Origin of the sequence: Streptomyces sp. VNUA24 (assembly GCF_029167005.1) — a bacterium.
Taxonomy (GTDB): Bacteria; Actinomycetota; Actinomycetes; order Streptomycetales; family Streptomycetaceae; genus Streptomyces; species Streptomyces scabiei.
The window spans coordinates 7,458,056-7,475,893 of record NZ_CP119143.1; the positions used below are offsets into that span (position 1 = coordinate 7,458,056).

Below are 17,838 nucleotides of genomic sequence, written 5' to 3' on the forward strand. Positions count from 1 at the left end.
GGTGCCTTCTCAGCTCAGCAGGCCGGTGCGGACCGGTTCGATGCCGGGGGCCGCGTGCGGGTGGACGTGGTCGTGGCCGGGCAGCGCGTGCTGGCCGACGGCCTCCGGGGGCGGGCCGTCGTGGGTGACGCAGCCGTCGCGCAGGACCACCGCGCGGTCGATCAGCGGCTCCAGCGGGCCCAGTTCGTGCAGGACGAGCAGCACGGTCGTGCCCTTGGCGACCTGTTCGCGCAGGGTCGCGGCCAGGACCTCCTGGCTGGCCAGGTCGACGCCCGCCATCGGCTCGTCCATGATCAGCAGTTCGGGTTCGCAGGCGAGGGCGCGGGCGATGAGGACGCGCTGGTGCTGGCCGCCGGAGAGGGCGTTCACCGAGTCCTTGGCGCGGTCCGTCATGCCCACCAGGTCCAGGGCGCGCCGGATCGCCTCGTGGTCGGCCTTGCGCAGGATGCCGAGACGGGTGCGGGAGAGCCGTCCCGAGGCCACGATCTCCGTCACCGTCGCCGGGACACCGCCCGCGGCCGTGGTGCGCTGCGGGACGTACCCGACGCGCCGCCAGTCGCGGAAGCGGCGGCGCGGGGTGCCGAACAGCTCGATCTCCCCGTCGCTGACGGGCACCTGCCCGATCACCGCGCGTACGGCGGTGGACTTGCCGGAGCCGTTGGCGCCGAGCAGCGCGACGACCTCACCGCGGTGCACGGTGAGGTCGATGCCGCGCAGCACGGTGCGCGAGCCCAGTTCGGCACGGACGCCGCGCAACGAGATGACGGGCTCGGTCATGCCTGCTGCCTCCGGACGGTCGACGAGGTCACTTGGCTCCCAGGGCTGCCCGGAGGGCCTTCAGATTGGCTTCCTGCACCGCGAAGTAGTCCTTGCCGCGCGACTTGGAGGTGATGCCCTCGATCGGGTCGAGGACGTCGGTCTTCAGGTTCGCGTCGGCGGCGATGGTCTTCGCGGTCTTGTCGCTGACCAGTGTCTCGTAGAACACGGTGGTCACGCCGTCGGCCTTCGCCATGTTCTCCAGCGCCTTGACCCGCGCGGCACTCGGCTCGGACTCGGGGTCGAGGCCCGAGATGGCCTCCTCGGTGAGACCGTAGCGCTCGGCGAGGTAGCCGAAGGCGGCGTGCGTGGTGATGAAGACCTTGGTGTCGGTGTTCTTCAGTCCGTTCTCGAACTGGTCGTTGAGCGCGCCCAGTTTCATGACCAGGGCCTCGGTGTTGGTCTTGTACGTGGAGGCGTGGTCGGGGTCGGCCTTCTCGAAGGCGGCGCCCACACCCTTGGCGACCTCCGCGTACTTCACGGGGTCGAGCCAGATGTGCGGGTCCTTGCCCTCCAGCTCCTCGTTCTCGTGGTCGTCGTGCTCGGCGGAGTGGCCGCCCACCTCGTTGCCGTGGTGCTCCATCGACGTCAGGCCGGCCGCGTCGATCTTCGTCTTCACCTCGGACTGCGCGACCGCGTCGTCGACGGAGGGCTGCAGGCCCTTGAGGTAGAGCACGGCGTCCGACTCCTGGAGCGCGGCCGTCTGCTTGGCGCTGATCTCCAGGTCGTGCGGCTCCTGGCCGGGTTCGGTGAGACTGGTGACGTTCACGTACTTCCCGCCGATCTGCTCGGCGAGGAAGGCCATCGGATAGAACGACGCGACGACGTCGAACTTGCCGGTGTTGCCCGCGGCCGCGCTGTCGCCGCCGCAGGCCGTGAGAGTGGTGAGACCGAGAGCGGCCGCCGCGGTCGCCGCCGCGGGTATCAGAAGTCGTCGTCGTACTACGTTCATGACAGTCATTTTCATCTTATCTGGAAACGATTGTCAACAAGCCTGGTGGTAAGCCCTTGGTAAGGCCTATGTCCGGTCTGGCACCGAACCGATTTGATTGCAGGGCGGCCTGCGCCGGTAATCTGAAGCATTCGCTCTGAAGCGCGTTCGCTTCCCTCCAGGGGCGCATCGCTTCGTCGCCCGTCGTCGTAATGAAGAGAGCACCGTGGCCGCCGACAAGATCGACACCATCGTCAGCCTGAGCAAGCGCCGTGGCTTCGTATTCCCGTGCAGCGAGATCTACGGCGGTCAGCGTGCCGCCTGGGACTACGGACCGCTGGGTGTCGAGCTCAAGGAGAACATCAAGCGTCAGTGGTGGCGCTACATGGTGACGTCGCGCGAGGACGTGGTCGGCATCGACTCGTCCGTCATCCTGGCCCCCGAGGTCTGGGTCGCCTCCGGCCACGTCGCCACCTTCTCCGACCCGCTCACCGAGTGCACCTCCTGCCACAAGCGGTTCCGCGCGGACCACCTGGAGGAGGCGTACGAGGCGAAGAAGGGCCGCCTGCCGGAGAACGGCCTCGCGGACGTCAACTGCCCCAACTGCGGCACCAAGGGCCAGTTCACCGAGCCCAAGCAGTTCTCGGGTCTGCTCTCCACGCACCTCGGCCCCACGCAGGACACCGGCTCCGTCGCCTACCTGCGCCCCGAGACCGCCCAGGGCATCTTCACCAACTTCGCCCAGGTGCAGACCACTTCGCGCCGCAAGCCCCCGTTCGGCATCGCCCAGATGGGCAAGTCCTTCCGCAACGAGATCACGCCCGGCAACTTCATCTTCCGCACCCGCGAGTTCGAGCAGATGGAGATGGAGTTCTTCGTCAAGCCGGGCGAGGACGAGAAGTGGCAGGAGTACTGGATGCAGGAGCGGTGGAACTGGTACACCGGCCTGGGCCTGCGCGAGGAGAACATGCGGTGGTACGACCACCCCAAGGAGAAGCTCTCCCACTACTCCAAGCGCACCGCCGACATCGAGTACCGCTTCCAGTTCGGCGGCAACGAGTGGGGTGAGCTGGAGGGCGTCGCCAACCGCACCGACTTCGACCTCTCCGCCCACTCCAAGGCCTCCGGCCAGGACCTGTCGTACTACGACCAGGAGTCCAGCGAGCGCTACACGCCGTACGTCATCGAGCCGGCCGCCGGTGTCGGCCGCACGATGCTGGCGTTCCTGCTCGACGCCTACACCGAGGACGAGGCGCCCAACGCCAAGGGCAAGCTGGAGAAGCGCGCGGTGCTGCGCCTGGACCACCGCATCGCGCCGGTGAAGGTCGCGGTGCTCCCGCTCTCCCGCAACCCCGAGCTGTCCCCGAAGGCGAAGGGGCTCGCCACGGCGCTCCGGCAGAACTGGAACATCGACTTCGACGACGCCGGTGCCATCGGCCGCCGTTACCGTCGCCAGGACGAGATCGGTACGCCGTACTGCGTCACCGTCGACTTCGACACGCTCGACGACAACGCGGTCACCGTGCGCGAGCGCGACTCGATGAAGCAGGAGCGGGTGTCGCTGGACCAGATCGAGGGGTACCTCGCCGGCCGTCTGATCGGCTGCTGACCTCGCGTCTCCTCTTCGGTACGCACGGGTGCCGGGTCCCTTTCGGGGGCCCGGCACCCGTCGTTCCCGCGTTCCCGTGCTCCCGCCGCCGGTGGCCGCGCCGGCACATCGGCGTCCGTCTCCGCGCTCCGGTCGTGCGCGGCGCGGGCTCTCTCCCGTCGTGACGCCGGGTCCTCACGCTCGGCACGACCCGGCTCCGGCACGGGCGGCCGGGGCGTGCCGATGCCGACCATGAACGGCGCGTCGGTCCGGGCCCGCCGGTTCGCCGCCCGCCCCCGCGCTCAGCCGCTCATCGGCGGTCGCCGGCCGCAGCCCCGCCGGATCGGCCTGCCACTCCCGGCCGCCGCCGACCGGCCGCGGCGTCGCGTCAGGACCGGACCGGTCCCGGTACGTGCCTACAGGTCGACGTCCGTGTAGAGCGCCGCGTGGTCGGAGGCCGCGTTCACCGGCGAGGTCACGGTGTCGAAGGGCTTGATGCCGTCCGCCGAGATGCCACGGGTCTCCAGGCCGACGTGCTGCACCTCCGGCCACAGCGTCGGCGACAGCAGGAGGTAGTCGATCTTGTTCTGCTCGCTCTTGCACTCGCCGTACGTGCCGGGCAGGCCGCGGTAGGAGCGGTGGCTCATCACGTCTCGCAGATCGGCGTCCCGGAGGAGCGCGACCCCGTCGCTGTCCGGGTGGTCGTTGAGGTCCCCGGCCACGATGACGTGCGGGGTGCGTTCCAGCGCGGCCCGGTAGATCTCCGCGACCCGCTTCGCCTGGGCCAGCCGCAACTCCGGGTCGTCCTGGGACTTGCTCTTCAGGTGGTTGCCGAGGATCACCAGGGGTGTGCCGTTGAGCTGGATCTCGAACTCGGGGCAGTCGCGGCTGAAGAGGCGTTGGCTGGGGCGGGCCGGATGGGTGTCGAAGACGTGGGTCCGGACGGACGTGATCGGGTGTCGGCTGAGGATTCCGACGTCGATGCCCCGGGGGTCGTTGCCGTCGATCAGCAGGACGTAGGGGTACGGCCGCCTGCCCAGCGCCCCGCCGAGCACCTGCGTGTTGAAGCGCTCCAGAGTGAGACGGTCCTCGACCTCCACGGTGAGCATGATGTCGGCGTCGACCTCCGAGACCACCCGGCCGGTGTTGTGCACCACGTCCAGGTCGAGGTCGTCACGCCCCAGTTCGGCCCAGCCCGCCCACGCGGCGCGGCCGGCGGCGATGACCTTGATGGTGACGTTCTTCCCCGACCCGGACTTGTTGAACAGCCTGGACTCCTCGCTGAAACGGGGCTGGTTGACGAAGATCGGCGGCGGCTTGTCCGGGTCGGTGTCGTACGCCCGGTGCTTCTTGATGATCTGCTCGATCTTCGTCTTGTCCCCGTCCCCGTACTCCTTCAGGTCGAGGAGGGCGACCAGTGCGGCGAAGTCGTCCAGGATCTCCTTGCGCTTCGCCGGATCCTCGATGCGGAAGGCCGTGGGTCGGCGGAACAGGTTCTCCATGTTGAACGTGGCGATGCGGATGCTCATGGCAGCCTCCATGGCGGCGCGAAGGGCCGCTCGGTCGGCCGCAGGCGCCGCCGAGGTGACTGCGCACCGACATCTCTCATTGTCCTCGGTGTGCGCGACTCGTCGACCCGGCGGAGGGTGCATGACAGATAAGAGAATGACAGCTGACAGATATTGAAATCTGTCAGCTGTCATGCGAGGCTGATCCGCATGACGATGCGAACCCGAACCCTCGGCTCCACCGGCCCCCAGGTCTCCGCCCTCAGCCTCGGCTGCATGGGCATGTCCGCGCTGTACGGCGGCGCCGACCGGGCCGAGTCCCTGGCGACGATCCACGCGGCCCTCGAAGCCGGTGTGACCCTGCTGGACACGGGCGACTTCTACGGCATGGGCCACAACGAGCTGCTGATCGGCGAGGCCCTGCGCACCGCGCCCGCCGCGCACCGGGAACAGGCGCTGGTCAGCGTCAAGTTCGGGGCCCTGCGGGACCCGGACGGAGCCTGGTCCGGGTACGACGGCCGCCCGGCGGCGGTCAGGAACTTCGCCGCGTACTCCCTCCAGCGCCTCGGCACCGACCACATCGACGTCTACCGGATCGCGCGGATCGACCCCGACGTGCCGATCGAGGAGACGGTCGGCGCCATCGCCGAACTGGTCGAGAAGGGGTACGTCCGGCACATCGGCCTGAGCGAGGTCGGCGCGGCCACGATCCGCCGCGCCGCCGCCACCGCCCCGATCGCGGACCTCCAGATCGAGTACTCCCTCCTCTCCCGCGGCATCGAGGACGAGATCCTGCCGACCACGCGCGAGCTGGGCATCGCGATCACGGCGTACGGGGTCCTCTCGCGCGGCCTGATCTCGGGCCACTTCACCCCTGACCGGCAGCTGGCGGCGGCGGACTTCCGGGCCTTCTCGCCCCGCTTCCAGGGCGAGAACCTGCGGCGCAACCTGGACCTGGTGGAGGCGCTGCGGAAGATCGCGGAGCGCAAGGGGGCGTCGGTCGCGCAGATCGCGATCGCCTGGGTGCTGTCGCGGGGCGAGGACGTCGTACCGCTGGTGGGGGCCCGCCGCCGGGACCGGCTGGCCGAGGCGCTGGGCGCGCTGGAGGTGACCCTGGACGCGGCCGACCTCGCGGCGATCGAGGGCGCCGTCCCCGCCGGCGCCGCGGCCGGCGAGCGCTACCCCGCCGCCCAGATGGCACACCTCGACAGCGAGCGCTGATCCGCGGGCCCGGTACGGTTCCCCCCATGTCACCGACCTCCGAGACCCTGACCGCCGAGCGCATCCTCGAAGCGACCGAGGAGGTCCTGCGCCGCCACGGGCCCGCCAAGGCCACCGTGGTCGACGTGGCCCGCGCGCTCGGCGTCAGCCACGGCAGCGTCTACCGCCACTTCCGTACGAAGGCGGTGCTGCGGGAGGCGGTGACCAAGCGCTGGCTGGACCGTACGACGGCGGTCCTGACCGCGATCGCAGCCGGGGACCGCGACCCGGAGGCCCGGCTGCGCGCCTGGCTGTCCGCCCTCTTCGAGGCCAAGCGCCGCAAGGCCGGGGACGACCCCGAACTGTTCGCCACGTACCGGGTGCTGACGGACGAGAACGGTGAGGCCGTCGGCGCCCACATCGCCGACCTGACCGGCCAGTTGGCCGACATCGTCCGCGCCGGCGCCGACACCGGTGTCTTCGCCGCCGCCGACCCCGCCGCCACCGCGCGCGCGGTGTTCCACGCCACCGCCCGCTTCCACGACCCCTCCTACGCCCCCGTCTGGCGGCAGCCGGACATCGAGGCCCAGTTCGAGGCGGTCGTGGCGCTGGTGGTCCGGGGCCTGCGGGCCTGACGCGGGAGGCCCCGCGGCTACGCCACGCAGAACTCGTTGCCCTCCGGGTCCCGCATCACCCACCAGTGCCCGGCCGGGCCCCGGTCGAACTCCTCGACGCGGGTGGCCCCCAGCGTCTCCATGCGGACCGCCAGGGCCTCCAGTCCCTCCGCACCGGCGTGGACGTCGATGTGCAGGCGGTTCTTCCCCGACTTGGGTTCCGGGACGTCCTGGAACAGCAGCCGGCGGCCCTTGCCGATGCCGGTGAAGGGGTCGTACGGGTCGTCGGGGTGGCGGACGGCGGCGTAGCCGCGGAAGACGTGGTGGCCGTCGTGCTCGGCGACGGCGGCCTCGGGCAGATTCCCGCTGGTCAGGAGCTGGCTGATCAGCGTGCTGGGATCCTCCACCACGTAGCCCAGCGCCGCGGCCCAGAAGTCCGCCAGGTGCTGGGCGTCCCGGGAGTCGATGACCAGTTTCCAGTGCAGTGCGGCTGTCATGTAACCGGTTATATTGGTTACATGGGTACGTCGTCCAGGGCATCGGCTTCCGGGGAGGCCCCGGGAGTGTCGGGCATCCGGCTGCGCTCCTACTCCGGGAACGCCTTCCGGTTCGATCCGGGCGCCCTCTGCCTGGAACTGCTCGTCACCGGCGGCCCCGGCGCCCTGATCCGCTACGAGGTGCTGCACACCCCCGGTGACCTGGTCGCCTGGGCCGAGCAGTCCCGGCTCACCCCCACGCCGCCCGCCCTGTCGGTCACGGACGACGAGGTGGCGTACGCCCGGCGGCTGCGCGACGCGCTGACCCGTACGGTCGTCTCCCATGTCGTCGGCGGCGCCGGGCTCCCCGAGCTGGGCATCGACCCGGCGGACACCGCCGACCTGGACCTCGTCAACGAGGCCGCGGCCCACCCCCCGCTGGCTCCGGCAATCCGTGCGGACGGCACTCGCGGCTGGGCCCCCGGCACGGCGACCGGCACCCGGCTCCTCTCCACGGTCGCCCGGGACGCCGTCGACCTCCTCACCGGGCCGTACGCACAGCGGATCCGGATGTGCGCCGGAGACCGCTGCCACCTCCTGTACGTCGACACCTCACGCCCCGGCCGCCGCCGCTGGTGCTCGATGGAGCACTGCGGCAACCGCCACAAGGTCCGCGCCCACCGGGTACGCCAGAAGTCCTGAAGAAGTCCTGAAGAAGGTCCTGAAGAAAGGGTGATCCCCATGTCGGCTCGATCCACCGGACTCACCAGGGACGCCGGATGGCAGGTCGGAGTCTCCCGCACCCTGCGCCAATCGCCCGCCACCGTATGGGAGTTCATCAGCGGGCCGCGCGGGCTGGCACTGTGGCTCGGGGCCGGGGCGCGGCTCACCCCCGAGCGCGGCGCCGGATACGAGACCGACACGGGTGCCACGGGCGAGGTGCGCGGCTACCGCCCCGGTGACCGTATCCGCGTCACCTACGGCGACACGACCGTCCAGGTCGCCGTGTCGGCCGCCGGGGGCGGCCGGTCGGTGCTCGTCTTCCATCAGGAGCGCATGGCAGGCCCCGAGGAGCGGGAGCGCCAACGGGCGCACTGGCGGCGGGTGATGCGGCAGGTCGTGGAGGCGCTGGACCGGCAGACCTGAGGGCCGGGCGCGGTCACCGGCCCGCCGGGTCCACCGTCGCCTGATGGACCTCGGCGAGGTGTTCCCCGGCCTTCAGCCACGGCAGGAACTGCGCGCCCCTGCGCCAGCCGCACGTCTCGCAGCTGATCGTGCGCTGCACTCCCGAACGCCGGACCCGCACCGTGTGCTCCCGGCCGTGCTGGTCCCAGCGGGTCACCTTGCTCGTGTCGATCCGCTGCATGACGTCTCCAGCCGTAGGGTCCGTTGGTCCGTGCCGTCCGTACGGTCCGGTGCCGTCCGTGCCGTCCGTGCGATCCATGAGGTCCATGAGGTCCATGAGGTCCATGAGGAGTGTCCGGCAGGACCCGCGTCAACAGGGTCGATCGTCCCAGGAGTTGACCCAGGTGTTACCTCGGGCGCGGTCCCGGACCAGGAGTCACACCACCGCGCGCGGCAGCCGCAGACTCAGGCCCACCGTCAGGGCCACTCCGGCCAGCTGCGCCAGCAGGGTCGTCACCAGCGCGTCCCGCATCCCCATCCCCGGTACCAGCCCCAGGAACAGCGAACCGAGCGTGGCCACGCCCAGCGCCAGCGCCGACTGCTGGGTGGTGATCATCACGCCGCTGCCGACACCGGCCCGCGCCGGCGGGACCTCGGAGAGGATGATCCGGAAGACGATGGGGAGTTGGAGCGCCTGACCACCGCCCGCGACCGCCACCCCGGTGAGCAGCAGCGGCCAGTGCGGCTCGGGCCAGGCCCGCCCTACGGCGAGGGCGACGAGGGCGAGACCCACGCCCTGGACCAGGCCGCCGGCCGTCACCACGCGGGAGCCGTACCGGGTCACCAGACGCGGCCCGGCCAGCGAGACCACGAAGAACACCACCGCCATCGGGGAGAGCGCGAGGCCCGCCGCCGTCGGCCCGAGCCGGGCACCCTCCTGCAGCGCCACCGCGATGACGAACATGAACCCGCTGAACCCGATCGAGAACGGCAGGATCATCACCAGCCCCCGCCGCAGCGAGAGCAGCCGGAACAGGCTCGGCGGCACCAGGGGCGTACGGCCGGCACGGTCGGCACGCCGCTCGACGAGATAGAAGGCGGTCGCGGCGAAGGGGAACGCGGCCAGCCCCAGCCAGGTCCACAGCGGCCAGCCCGCCGCCCGGCCCTCGGTCAGCGGGACCAGCAGGGTCAGCAGGGAGGCCGCCAGCAGGACCGTGCCGGGCCCGTCCACCGGTTCGGGGCGGGCCGAGCGGGTCTCCGGCACCGAGCGGACGGTCAGGAGCAGCCCGAGGACGACCACCGGCACGTTGACCAGGAAGACGGAGCGCCAGCCGGTGCCGGCGAGGTCGGCCGACACGAGCACCCCGCCCAGGATCTGGCCGGCGACCATGGAGAGTCCGGCCGTGGCGCCGTACAGGCTCATCGCACGGGCCCGGCGGGCTCCGGCCGTCGCCGACTGGATGGTGGCGAGCACCTGCGGGAGCATCGCGGCGGACGCGGCGCCCTGCGCGACCCGCGCGGCGACGAGACTCCAGGCGTCCGGCGCCAGCCCGCACGCCAGCGAGGTCACCCCGAAGGCGGCCATGCCCCACAGGAACAGCCGCCGCCGGCCGAACAGATCGCCCAGCCGCCCGCCGAGCACGAGCAGGACGGCGTACGAGACGCCGTACCCGGCGACGACCAGCTCCAGCACGGCCTCGCTCGCGGCGAGGTCGCGGCCGATCGTCGGCAGGGCGACGTTGACGATGAAGAAGTCGATGAGGGGCAGCGCCGCGCCGAGCAGGACGGTGAAGAGCCCGAGATCGCCCAGGGCGGCGGGGGAGACGGGGGAGCGGGCGGCGGACGGTGCCGTTGTCGGTGGTGTAAGGCTCTCGGTCACAGGAGCCAGGTTCGCGCGTCGCTCAGACGGGTACCAGAGTCTCTTCATCCTGGTACTGGCGGTACCTGGCAACAGGATGCGCGGGGCGGCACCCTGGAGGCATGACGACCACGTCCGCACCGGAGACACTCGCCCGCCCCGGGGCCGGGGTGCTCGAACGCCCGCCCGCCGCACCCGAGTCGGTGATCCGGCGGCACGAACTCGCCGCCTTCCTGCGCCACCGCCGTGAGCACATCGCCCCCGAGCAGGTCGGCCTGCCCCGGGGCCGCCGCCGGCGCACGCCGGGACTGCGCCGCGAGGAGGTCGCACAGCTCTCCGCGGTGGGCGTCACCTGGTACACCTGGCTGGAGCAGGCCCGCGACATCCATGTCTCCGGCCAGGTCCTCGACGCCCTGGCCCGCGCCCTGCTGCTGGACCCCGGCGAGCGCGCCCACCTCTTCAACCTGGCCGGGGCCGCCGACCCGGCGCCGGGGGCGCGGTGCCACACGATCACCGACGCGCAGTACGCCCTGCTGGAACAGCTGGAGCCCATCCCGGCGTCCATCCAGAACAGCCGCTACGACATCCTGGCCCACAACCGCACCTTCGGACTGCTCTTCTGCGACCTCTCCGAGGTGCCGCCCGAGGACATGAACTGCATGATCCTCGCCTACACCCACCCCCAATGGCGTGCCTCCATGGTCCAGTTGGAGGAGACCACCCGTTTCCTCGCGGGCAAGCTGCGCGCCGCGATGGCCGACCACCTCGCCGACCCGGCCTGGAAGACGCTGCTCAAGCGGCTGCGCACCGAGTCCGCCGAGTTCCGCGCGGCCTGGGAGCGGCACGAGGTCGTCGAGAACTTCAACAAGCGCAAGCAGTACCGCAACGCCCACGTCGGCCTCCTCGACGTCGACCACACCGACCTCTGGCTCGGCCCCCGCCCCGGCCCGCGCATGGTGACGTACGTACCGGCCGACGAGGAGACCCGCAGGCGGCTGGAGAAACTGCACGCCAGGGCCCTGGAGCAGGAGCGGGGGAGGGCCGGGGACCACTAGGGGACAAGGTGAGGGTGCGGCCCGCAGGGGCCGTTGCCTTCAGGGGCGCGGGGAACTGCGCGAGCGACCACGACGTACCCGCACCCGCCGACACACCCGTACCGGCACTCCGCCGACGCGCCCCAAGCCCCCGCTGCCCTACGACCCCGCTGCCCTACGACCCCGCTGCCCTACGACCCCACGCCCGCCGCGTCCCGTACCTCCGGCGACTCCAGCCGCCGCGCCGTCCGCGCGGCGGTCTCCCGCGCCCACGCGCCCGTGGTGACCGCGCCCAGCACCAGGACGGCGAAGCCGCACACCGCGACGATCCACCAGGCGGGACGGGCGGCCGACACGAACGCGTCGGCGTACGAGGACGCGCCGATGCCCGCCGCCAGGACCGCTCCGATCACCGCGACCCCCAGCGTCTGGCCGATCTGGCGGCTGGTGGAGGCGACCGCCGCGGCCACCCCGGCCTGGGCGCGCGGCATCCCGGACACGGCCGTGTTGGTGATGGGCGCGTTGACGAAGCCGAAGCCGAGGCCGAACAGGACGTAGCCGATGACGAGGGTGACGTTCCCGGTCTCGGCCTCGAACGCCGCGAACAGCACCCCGCTCGCGGTCATGGAGATCCCGGCGATCAGCAGCGGCAGCCGCGGCCCCCGGCTGCCGACCAGCCGGCCGGCGACGGGCGCGCAGACGAAGCACAGGACCGCCATCGGCAGCATCCACAGGCCGGCGTGCAGGGCGTCCAGGCCGCGCACGTTCTGCAGGTAGAGCGTCGACAGGAACAGGAAGCCGCCGAGCCCGGCGAACGCGCTGACCGCTATCACCGTCGCCCCGCTGAACGGGGCCGAGCGGAAGAAGCGCAGGTCGATGAGGGGTTCCGCACGGCGGGGCTCGTAGCGCAGCAGGCCGAGCAGCGCGGCGAGGGCGACCGCGCCGAGGGCGAGGGTCCCAGGGAGCGGCGCGGTCGGCGCCTCGATGATCGCGTAGGTGAGGGAGCCGAGCAGCGCGATGACGAGGAGCTGGCCGACCGGGTCGGGCCTGCGGGCCTTCGGGGCGCGGGACTCGGGGACGTACCGCCAGGTCAGCAGGAGTGCGGCCAGGCCGACCGGCAGGTTGATCCAGAAGATCGAGCGCCAGCCGACCGACTCCACCAGCAGCCCGCCGATGATCGGTCCGGCGGCCATCGAGATGCCCACGACCGCGCCCCAGGCGCCGATCGCCCGGGCCCGCTCGCGGGGGTCCGTGAACGTGTTGGTGATGATCGACATGGCCACCGGGTTGAGCATCGAACCGCCGACGGCCTGCACCATGCGGAAGACGACCAGGGACTCCAGGTTCGGCGCGAGGGAGCACAGCAGGGAACCGGCGGCGAAGACGACCAGGCCCGCCATGAAGACCCGCCTGCGGCCGATCCGGTCCGCGGTGGAGCCCGCCAGCATCAGCAGGGCCGCCAGGACCAGGGTGTAGGCGTCGATGGTCCACTGCAGGCCCGCGAGGCTCGCGTCCAGGTCGCGCTGCATCGAGGGCAGGGCGACGTTCAGGACGGTGTTGTCCAGGCTCACGATCAGCAGGCTGGTGCAGCAGATCGCGAGCACGAGCAGACGGTGGCGGCGGCTCAGCTCGGGCATGCGGCCCATCGTACGCCCGAGTCTGTAGTGCGCCTAACTAATGAATCGCGGGCAGGTGTCCCCGTGCGTGACAATGGGGGAATGTCCACGCCCGTGTCCCTCGCGCCCGCCCCCCTGCGGATCGGCCCGCACACCGTCACCCCGCCCGTCGTCCTGGCCCCCATGGCCGGCATCACGAACGCGCCCTTCCGCACCCTGTGCCGGGAGTTCAGCGGCGGCAAGGGCCTGTTCGTCAGCGAGATGATCACCACGCGGGCGCTGGTCGAGCGCAACGAGAAGACCATGCAGCTGATCCGCTTCGACGCGACCGAGACGCCGCGCTCGATCCAGCTGTACGGCGTGGACCCGGCGACCGTCGGCAAGGCCGTCCGCATGATCGCGGAGGAGGGTCTGGCCGACCACATCGACCTCAACTTCGGCTGCCCGGTCCCCAAGGTGACCCGCAAGGGCGGCGGCTCGGCCCTCCCGTTCAAGCGGAACCTGCTGCGCGCGATCCTCCGCGAGGCGGTGAGCGGGGCGGGTGACCTGCCGGTCACCATGAAGATGCGCAAGGGCATCGACGACGACCACATCACCTACCTCGACGCCGGCCGTATCGCCGTGGAGGAGGGCGTCACCGCGATCGCCCTGCACGGCCGCACCGCCGCCCAGCACTACGGCGGCACGGCCGACTGGGACGCCATCGCCCGCCTCAAGGAGCACGTCCCCGAGATCCCCGTCCTCGGCAACGGCGACATCTGGTCGGCCGAGGACGCGCTGCGGATGGTCCGCGAGACCGGCTGCGACGGGGTGGTCGTCGGGCGCGGGTGCCTCGGGCGGCCGTGGCTGTTCGCGGACCTGGTGGCCGCGTTCGAGGGGCGCACGGAGGATCTCGCGCGGCCCGCGCTCCGGGAGGTCGCCGACGTCATGGTCCGGCACGCCACCCTGCTCGGTGAGTGGAGCGGCGACGAGGCCAAGGGTGTCGTCGACTTCCGCAAGCACGTGGCCTGGTACCTCAAGGGCTTCGCGGTGGGCTCCGAGATGCGTAAGCGCCTCGCGGTCACCTCCTCCCTCGCCGAACTCCGCGCCGGGCTGGACGAGCTGGACCTGGACCAGCCCTGGCCGACGGGAGCCGACGGCCCACGCGGCCGCACCTCCGGCAACAACCGCGTGGTCCTCCCGGACGGCTGGCTCAAGGACCCCTACGACTGCGCAGGCGTGGGTGAGGAAGCCGAACTGGACACGTCCGGGGGCTAGGGCCCCCGAGAGGGTGGCGGGAAGCCTGCCGGAGGGCGTGCGGGCCGGAAAGCAAGGGGCGCAGCCCCTGCTTTCCAGGGGCGCGGGGAACTGCGCGAGAAGCCCCACCGGACCCGCACCCGCCGACGAACCCCCACTCCCGAGCTACTAGACGCCGCCTACCGCGGTCAACAACGCCAACGGCGCCGCCGCCGAGCGCGACTCCCGGACACACGCGTGCGGATACGGCACCGGCTCCGGATGCGTGTCCCGCCCGTACCCGGCCAGCACCTCCGGCAGCCGGTGCCCCGTCGCCGTCGCCGCGTCCACCATGCCGGAGGCCACCGCCCGTGCCTCGTCGTGCAGCCCGTACCGCGCCAGCCCCAGCGTGATCAGCGCGTTGTCGTGCGGCCACACCGACCCCCGGTGGTACGACAGCGGGTGGTACGCGGGCTGCCCGGCGGCCAGCGTCCGCACCCCCCAGCCGGAGAAGAAGTCCGGCTCCAGGAGCCGTCGGCCCACCTGCTTCCCGTACTCCTTGTCCAGCAGCCCCGACCACAGCAGATGCCCCGCGTCCGAGGCGAGCGCGTCGACCTGCCGCCCCTCGCTGTCCAGCGCCAGCGCGGGAAACCCGTGCCCGGGCATCCAGAAGTCCCGCTGGAAACGGTCCCGGAGATCACCCGCGGCCTGTTCGAGCAGCGCCGCGTACACCTCGTCCTCCCAGACCGTGCGGGCCAGCACGGCGGTGCGGCGCAGCGCGTCGTAGGCGTACCCCTGCGCGCCCGCCGCCATCACCGGCCCGGCGGCGGGCCGGCTGCCGTCGGCGGAGCAGATCGAGCCGGGGGAGTCCTTCCAGTTCTGGTTGGCGAGACCGCCCTGGTCGGCGCGGTAGACCAGATACCCGCGGGAGGTGAGGCCGCCGTGGTCGAGCATCCAGCCGACCGCCGCCCGCGCCTGGGCTTCGAGGCGGCGGGCCAGGGTGACGTCCCCGGTCTGCTCCACGTACGCGCCGAGCAGCACCAGGAACAGCGGGGTCGCGTCCACCGAGCCGTAGTAACGCCCGTACGGCACCTGCCCGAAGTGCGCCAGCTCACCGTGCCGCACCTCGTGCACGATCTTGCCGGGCTGGGCCACCGAGCCGACGCCGACCTCCGTCGCCTGCGCCGCGGCCAGCGCGAGCAGCGTGGCGGCGGCCGGCTCCGGGCGGTAGGGGAGCGCGAAGAGGGAGGTCAGCAGGGCGTCCCGGCCCAGGAGCGTGAGGAACCAGGGCGCTCCGGCGGCGGGCACCCGCAGGTTCTCCCCCTCCGGCCCGGTCGCCGGGACCTGGAGCGCGGCCAGATCGGCGAGCCCGCGCGCGCACGCGGCGGCCAGCTCCGGCCAGCCGGTGGGGAAGGCCACGCCCTCCATGAACTCGCCCTCCGCCGCGAGGAGCCGGTCCCGCACGGCGCCCGGCGAGCGCGGCACCCGCAGGGCCCGCCGGTCACCGTGCGGCCGCGCCATCACCCGGCAGGTCAGCTCCGCCGAGCCGTGCGGCGCGACATCGAGGGTCCAGACCAGGCGCCGCGCCCCCGTGCCGGTCTCCTCCACACCGTCCGGCGCGGGCTCGGCCGTCACGGTCGTGCACGACCGCCACTCGCCCCGTCGGTAGGTGAACTCCACCCCGTCGTCGAGGACTTCACGTTTCCGGACGACACCGCTCTTGGCGTAGGTGCGGAAGTCGGAGCGCAGCTCGAACTGGTCGGTGAAGTCGGCGTCCGCGGTGATGGCGATCCGTACGGTCGTCGTCTCCGGACGGTTGCTCGTGATCCGCAGTGTCTCCACGAACGCGCTGTCGGAGACGGCCTGTTCACGGAAGAGCGTGTACGCGGGCGGCTCCCGGCGCCCGCCCCGGGGCACGAGCACACAGCGGGCCGTGTCACCGCCGGCGACCGGTGTGAGCGTCTCGGGGACCGCGCCGTCGACGGTCAGCTGCCACCGGCTCAGATGCCGGGCGTCCCGCACGAACAGTCCGTCCGGCGCGCTGCCGCCCCGTACTCCGCTGATGTCACCGCCGTCGCCCACGGCGGCGAACGTCCCGCCGCGCACGAGCAGGTGCTGCCGGTCCGTCATCCCCGGTCCCCTCCCTGGTCACTCATGCCGAACACGACCTCGTCGTCGTGCTGCCGTTCGCCGTACGGACCGTGGTGCGGCCCGCGGTCATGGTCGTGGTCTTGCTCGTGGTCCTGCTCGTGGCCCTGCTCGTGGCCCTGGTCACGATCGTGGTGCCGGCCGGTGTGCCCGCCGCCCCGGTGCAGCAGGTCGAGGGTGAGCGCGGCGGTCCAGCCGAAGCCGAGCGCCCCGCACGCCTCGCCGGTGTACGGGTCCACGTACTCGGCGAACCCGGAGGCACCCGCGGTCTCCAGCAGCGCCGCCCGCAGCGCGTCGGCCCGGTCCTGCTCCCCGTGCAGCCGCAGCCCCCGCTCCAGCAGCCAGTTGGTGTTGAACCAGGCGGGCCCGCGCCAGTACCGGTGCGGATCGAAGGCGTCCCCGGTCAGGTCGTACGACGGCACGAGCCGGGTGGTCGCGCCCAGTCCGAAGCGCGGCCCGTGGACCGTCCGGACGAGCGCGGCCGTGAGGTCGCGGGGGAGGCCGGGGAGCAGCAGGGGGAGCAGGCCGGAGACGCAGCGCTCCGGAACGAGGGCGTCCGTGGTGACGTCCCGGCAGAGGAACATCTCCTCGGCCGGGTCCCACAGCCGCTCCACCAGCGCCGCCGTCAGGCGCTCGGCCCGCGCGTGCCGGGCGGTGGCCGGCGCGCCCAGCTCCCTGGCGATGCGGGCGAGGGCGTGCTCGGAGGCGATGAGGAGGGCGTTGAAGGCCGGGTCCTCGACGGCGAACTCGCCCTGGCCGTCGGCATACCCGGCGTCCCGGTAGTCCGCCGCCAGCCGCACGTACCGCCCGTAGTCCAGATCCGTCGGCCGGTCCTCGGCCGCGCCGTGGTCGAGGTCGGCGCGCCGGAAGGAGCGGGCCGGGGCGGGGGCGATCCGGGCGAGCGGCGCGTCCCAGGCCGGGCTGTTGTCCATGCCCTGCTCCCAGGGGTGGACGACCGACACCAGGCCGCCGCCGCCCAGGTCCCGGCGGTGCAGCAGATAGCGGTGCCAGGCCGCCAGCCGCGGGTACGCCCGGGCCAGGAAACCGCGCGCCCGTGAGAGCCCGGGGTCCGCCCGGTGCACCAGCCACGCCGCCAGCGCGTGCACCGGCGGCTGCACGATCCCCGAGGTCTGCGGGGAGTGCGGGGCACCCGCGGCGCGTCCCGCGGTCGAGGAGCGCCAGAAGTCGGGGCTCGGGAAGTACGCGTCCAGCGGCACGGCGGCGTTGAACACGATGTGCGGGATCCGTCCGTCGCCCCACTGCGCGCCGAGGAGCGTCTCCAGCTCGGTCTGCGCCCGCAGCGGCGACAGATGGCGCAGTCCGATCGCGATGAACGCCGAGTCCCACGACCACTGGTGGGGGTAGAGCGTGCGCGACGGCACCGTGGACCGCCCCGTCCAGTTGTCGGCCAGCACCCGCGCCGCGGCCCGATGCAGCGAGCCCGCACAGGCGGCGGAGCCGGTCACCGCGGTCGGCGCGACCGGATCGTATACATCGCCGCCGACGTGCGCGTCCGTCCCGGACCGACGGGCGGTGAGCTGGGTAGTGCGATCCACGCAGGGCTCCCTGAGGACAAGGTGCCGACCGGTTCGGCAGTAGCTACCGTAGGGTTACGTCTACTTAACATGCAAAACCCAATATGTAATGCAGAGTTGGTGAACGCAAGAGGGTACGCGGGAGTGAATGCGGAAGAAGCCGCGACAATGGCG

Annotated in this window: 16 protein-coding genes; 7 read left to right on the forward strand and 9 right to left on the reverse strand. The window is 72.1% G+C overall.

Annotated features, from left to right (window positions below; translation table 11 throughout):
- Window positions 1-9 precede the first annotated feature (9 nt).
- Entirely contained in the window at window positions 10-777 is a 768-nt protein-coding gene (locus PYR72_RS31945) for a metal ABC transporter ATP-binding protein (protein ID WP_275458480.1), read from the reverse strand.
- Between the two features lie 28 nt (window positions 778-805).
- The gene (locus PYR72_RS31950; protein WP_275458481.1) at window positions 806-1,768 is read right to left on the reverse strand and encodes a metal ABC transporter substrate-binding protein; all 963 of its coding nucleotides are present in this window, start codon (window positions 1,766-1,768) and stop codon (window positions 806-808) included.
- 205 nt (window positions 1,769-1,973) lie between these two features.
- Between PYR72_RS31950 and PYR72_RS31955 the strand changes: the two genes are divergently transcribed.
- A complete protein-coding gene (locus tag PYR72_RS31955; RefSeq protein WP_275458482.1) occupies window positions 1,974-3,356 on the forward strand; it encodes a glycine--tRNA ligase in 1,383 nt (460 codons plus the stop codon).
- Between the two features lie 395 nt (window positions 3,357-3,751).
- Here the strand turns inward: PYR72_RS31955 and PYR72_RS31960 are convergent, their stop codons facing one another.
- Window positions 3,752-4,864: an endonuclease/exonuclease/phosphatase family protein gene (locus tag PYR72_RS31960; protein ID WP_275458483.1), complete on the reverse strand. Its 1,113-nt coding sequence runs from the start codon at window positions 4,862-4,864 to the stop codon at window positions 3,752-3,754.
- A 189-nt stretch (window positions 4,865-5,053) separates the two neighbouring features.
- Here PYR72_RS31960 and PYR72_RS31965 point away from each other — a divergent pair, with 189 nt between their 5' ends.
- Together PYR72_RS31965 and PYR72_RS31970 are read left to right on the forward strand one after the other, a co-directional pair.
- Window positions 5,054-6,064, forward strand: coding sequence for an aldo/keto reductase (locus PYR72_RS31965; protein ID WP_275458484.1), 1,011 nt, complete (start codon window positions 5,054-5,056; stop codon window positions 6,062-6,064).
- Between the two features lie 26 nt (window positions 6,065-6,090).
- Entirely contained in the window at window positions 6,091-6,678 is a 588-nt protein-coding gene (locus tag PYR72_RS31970) for a TetR family transcriptional regulator (protein WP_275458485.1), read from the forward strand.
- A 17-nt stretch (window positions 6,679-6,695) separates the two neighbouring features.
- On the opposite strand, the gene PYR72_RS31975 is transcribed toward PYR72_RS31970, so the two are convergent.
- Window positions 6,696-7,154, reverse strand: a complete 459-nt coding sequence (locus PYR72_RS31975) for a VOC family protein (protein ID WP_275458486.1) — start codon at window positions 7,152-7,154, stop codon at window positions 6,696-6,698.
- Window positions 7,155-7,175: 21 nt separating this feature from the next.
- Between PYR72_RS31975 and PYR72_RS31980 the strand changes: the two genes are divergently transcribed.
- Complete coding sequence (locus PYR72_RS31980) at window positions 7,176-7,835, forward strand: ABATE domain-containing protein (RefSeq protein WP_275458487.1); 660 nt, start codon at window positions 7,176-7,178, stop codon at window positions 7,833-7,835.
- Between the two features lie 39 nt (window positions 7,836-7,874).
- A complete protein-coding gene (locus PYR72_RS31985; RefSeq protein WP_275458488.1) occupies window positions 7,875-8,279 on the forward strand; it encodes an SRPBCC domain-containing protein in 405 nt (134 codons plus the stop codon).
- 13 nt (window positions 8,280-8,292) lie between these two features.
- Here the strand turns inward: PYR72_RS31985 and PYR72_RS31990 are convergent, their stop codons facing one another.
- The gene (locus PYR72_RS31990; protein WP_275458489.1) at window positions 8,293-8,499 is read right to left on the reverse strand and encodes a hypothetical protein; all 207 of its coding nucleotides are present in this window, start codon (window positions 8,497-8,499) and stop codon (window positions 8,293-8,295) included.
- Window positions 8,500-8,694: 195 nt separating this feature from the next.
- Complete coding sequence (locus PYR72_RS31995; RefSeq protein ID WP_275458490.1) at window positions 8,695-10,137, reverse strand: MFS transporter; 1,443 nt, start codon at window positions 10,135-10,137, stop codon at window positions 8,695-8,697.
- 101 nt (window positions 10,138-10,238) lie between these two features.
- Between PYR72_RS31995 and PYR72_RS32000 the strand changes: the two genes are divergently transcribed.
- Window positions 10,239-11,171, forward strand: coding sequence for a helix-turn-helix domain-containing protein (locus PYR72_RS32000; RefSeq protein WP_275458491.1), 933 nt, complete (start codon window positions 10,239-10,241; stop codon window positions 11,169-11,171).
- Between the two features lie 170 nt (window positions 11,172-11,341).
- Here PYR72_RS32000 and PYR72_RS32005 read toward each other — a convergent pair whose 3' ends face one another.
- Complete coding sequence (locus PYR72_RS32005) at window positions 11,342-12,787, reverse strand: MFS transporter (protein WP_275458492.1); 1,446 nt, start codon at window positions 12,785-12,787, stop codon at window positions 11,342-11,344.
- Between the two features lie 81 nt (window positions 12,788-12,868).
- Here PYR72_RS32005 and dusB point away from each other — a divergent pair, with 81 nt between their 5' ends.
- Complete coding sequence (gene dusB / locus PYR72_RS32010) at window positions 12,869-14,023, forward strand: tRNA dihydrouridine synthase DusB (protein WP_275458493.1); 1,155 nt, start codon at window positions 12,869-12,871, stop codon at window positions 14,021-14,023.
- Between the two features lie 147 nt (window positions 14,024-14,170).
- Here dusB and PYR72_RS32015 read toward each other — a convergent pair whose 3' ends face one another.
- Window positions 14,171-16,111 (reverse strand): glycogen debranching N-terminal domain-containing protein, encoded by a 1,941-nt coding sequence (locus tag PYR72_RS32015; RefSeq protein ID WP_275458494.1) that lies wholly within the window; start codon window positions 16,109-16,111, stop codon window positions 14,171-14,173.
- Entirely contained in the window at window positions 16,108-17,685 is a 1,578-nt protein-coding gene (locus PYR72_RS32020; protein WP_275458495.1) for a hypothetical protein, read from the reverse strand. The genes PYR72_RS32015 and PYR72_RS32020 overlap by 4 nt, the downstream gene beginning before the upstream one ends.
- Between the last annotated feature and the right edge of the window lie 153 nt (window positions 17,686-17,838).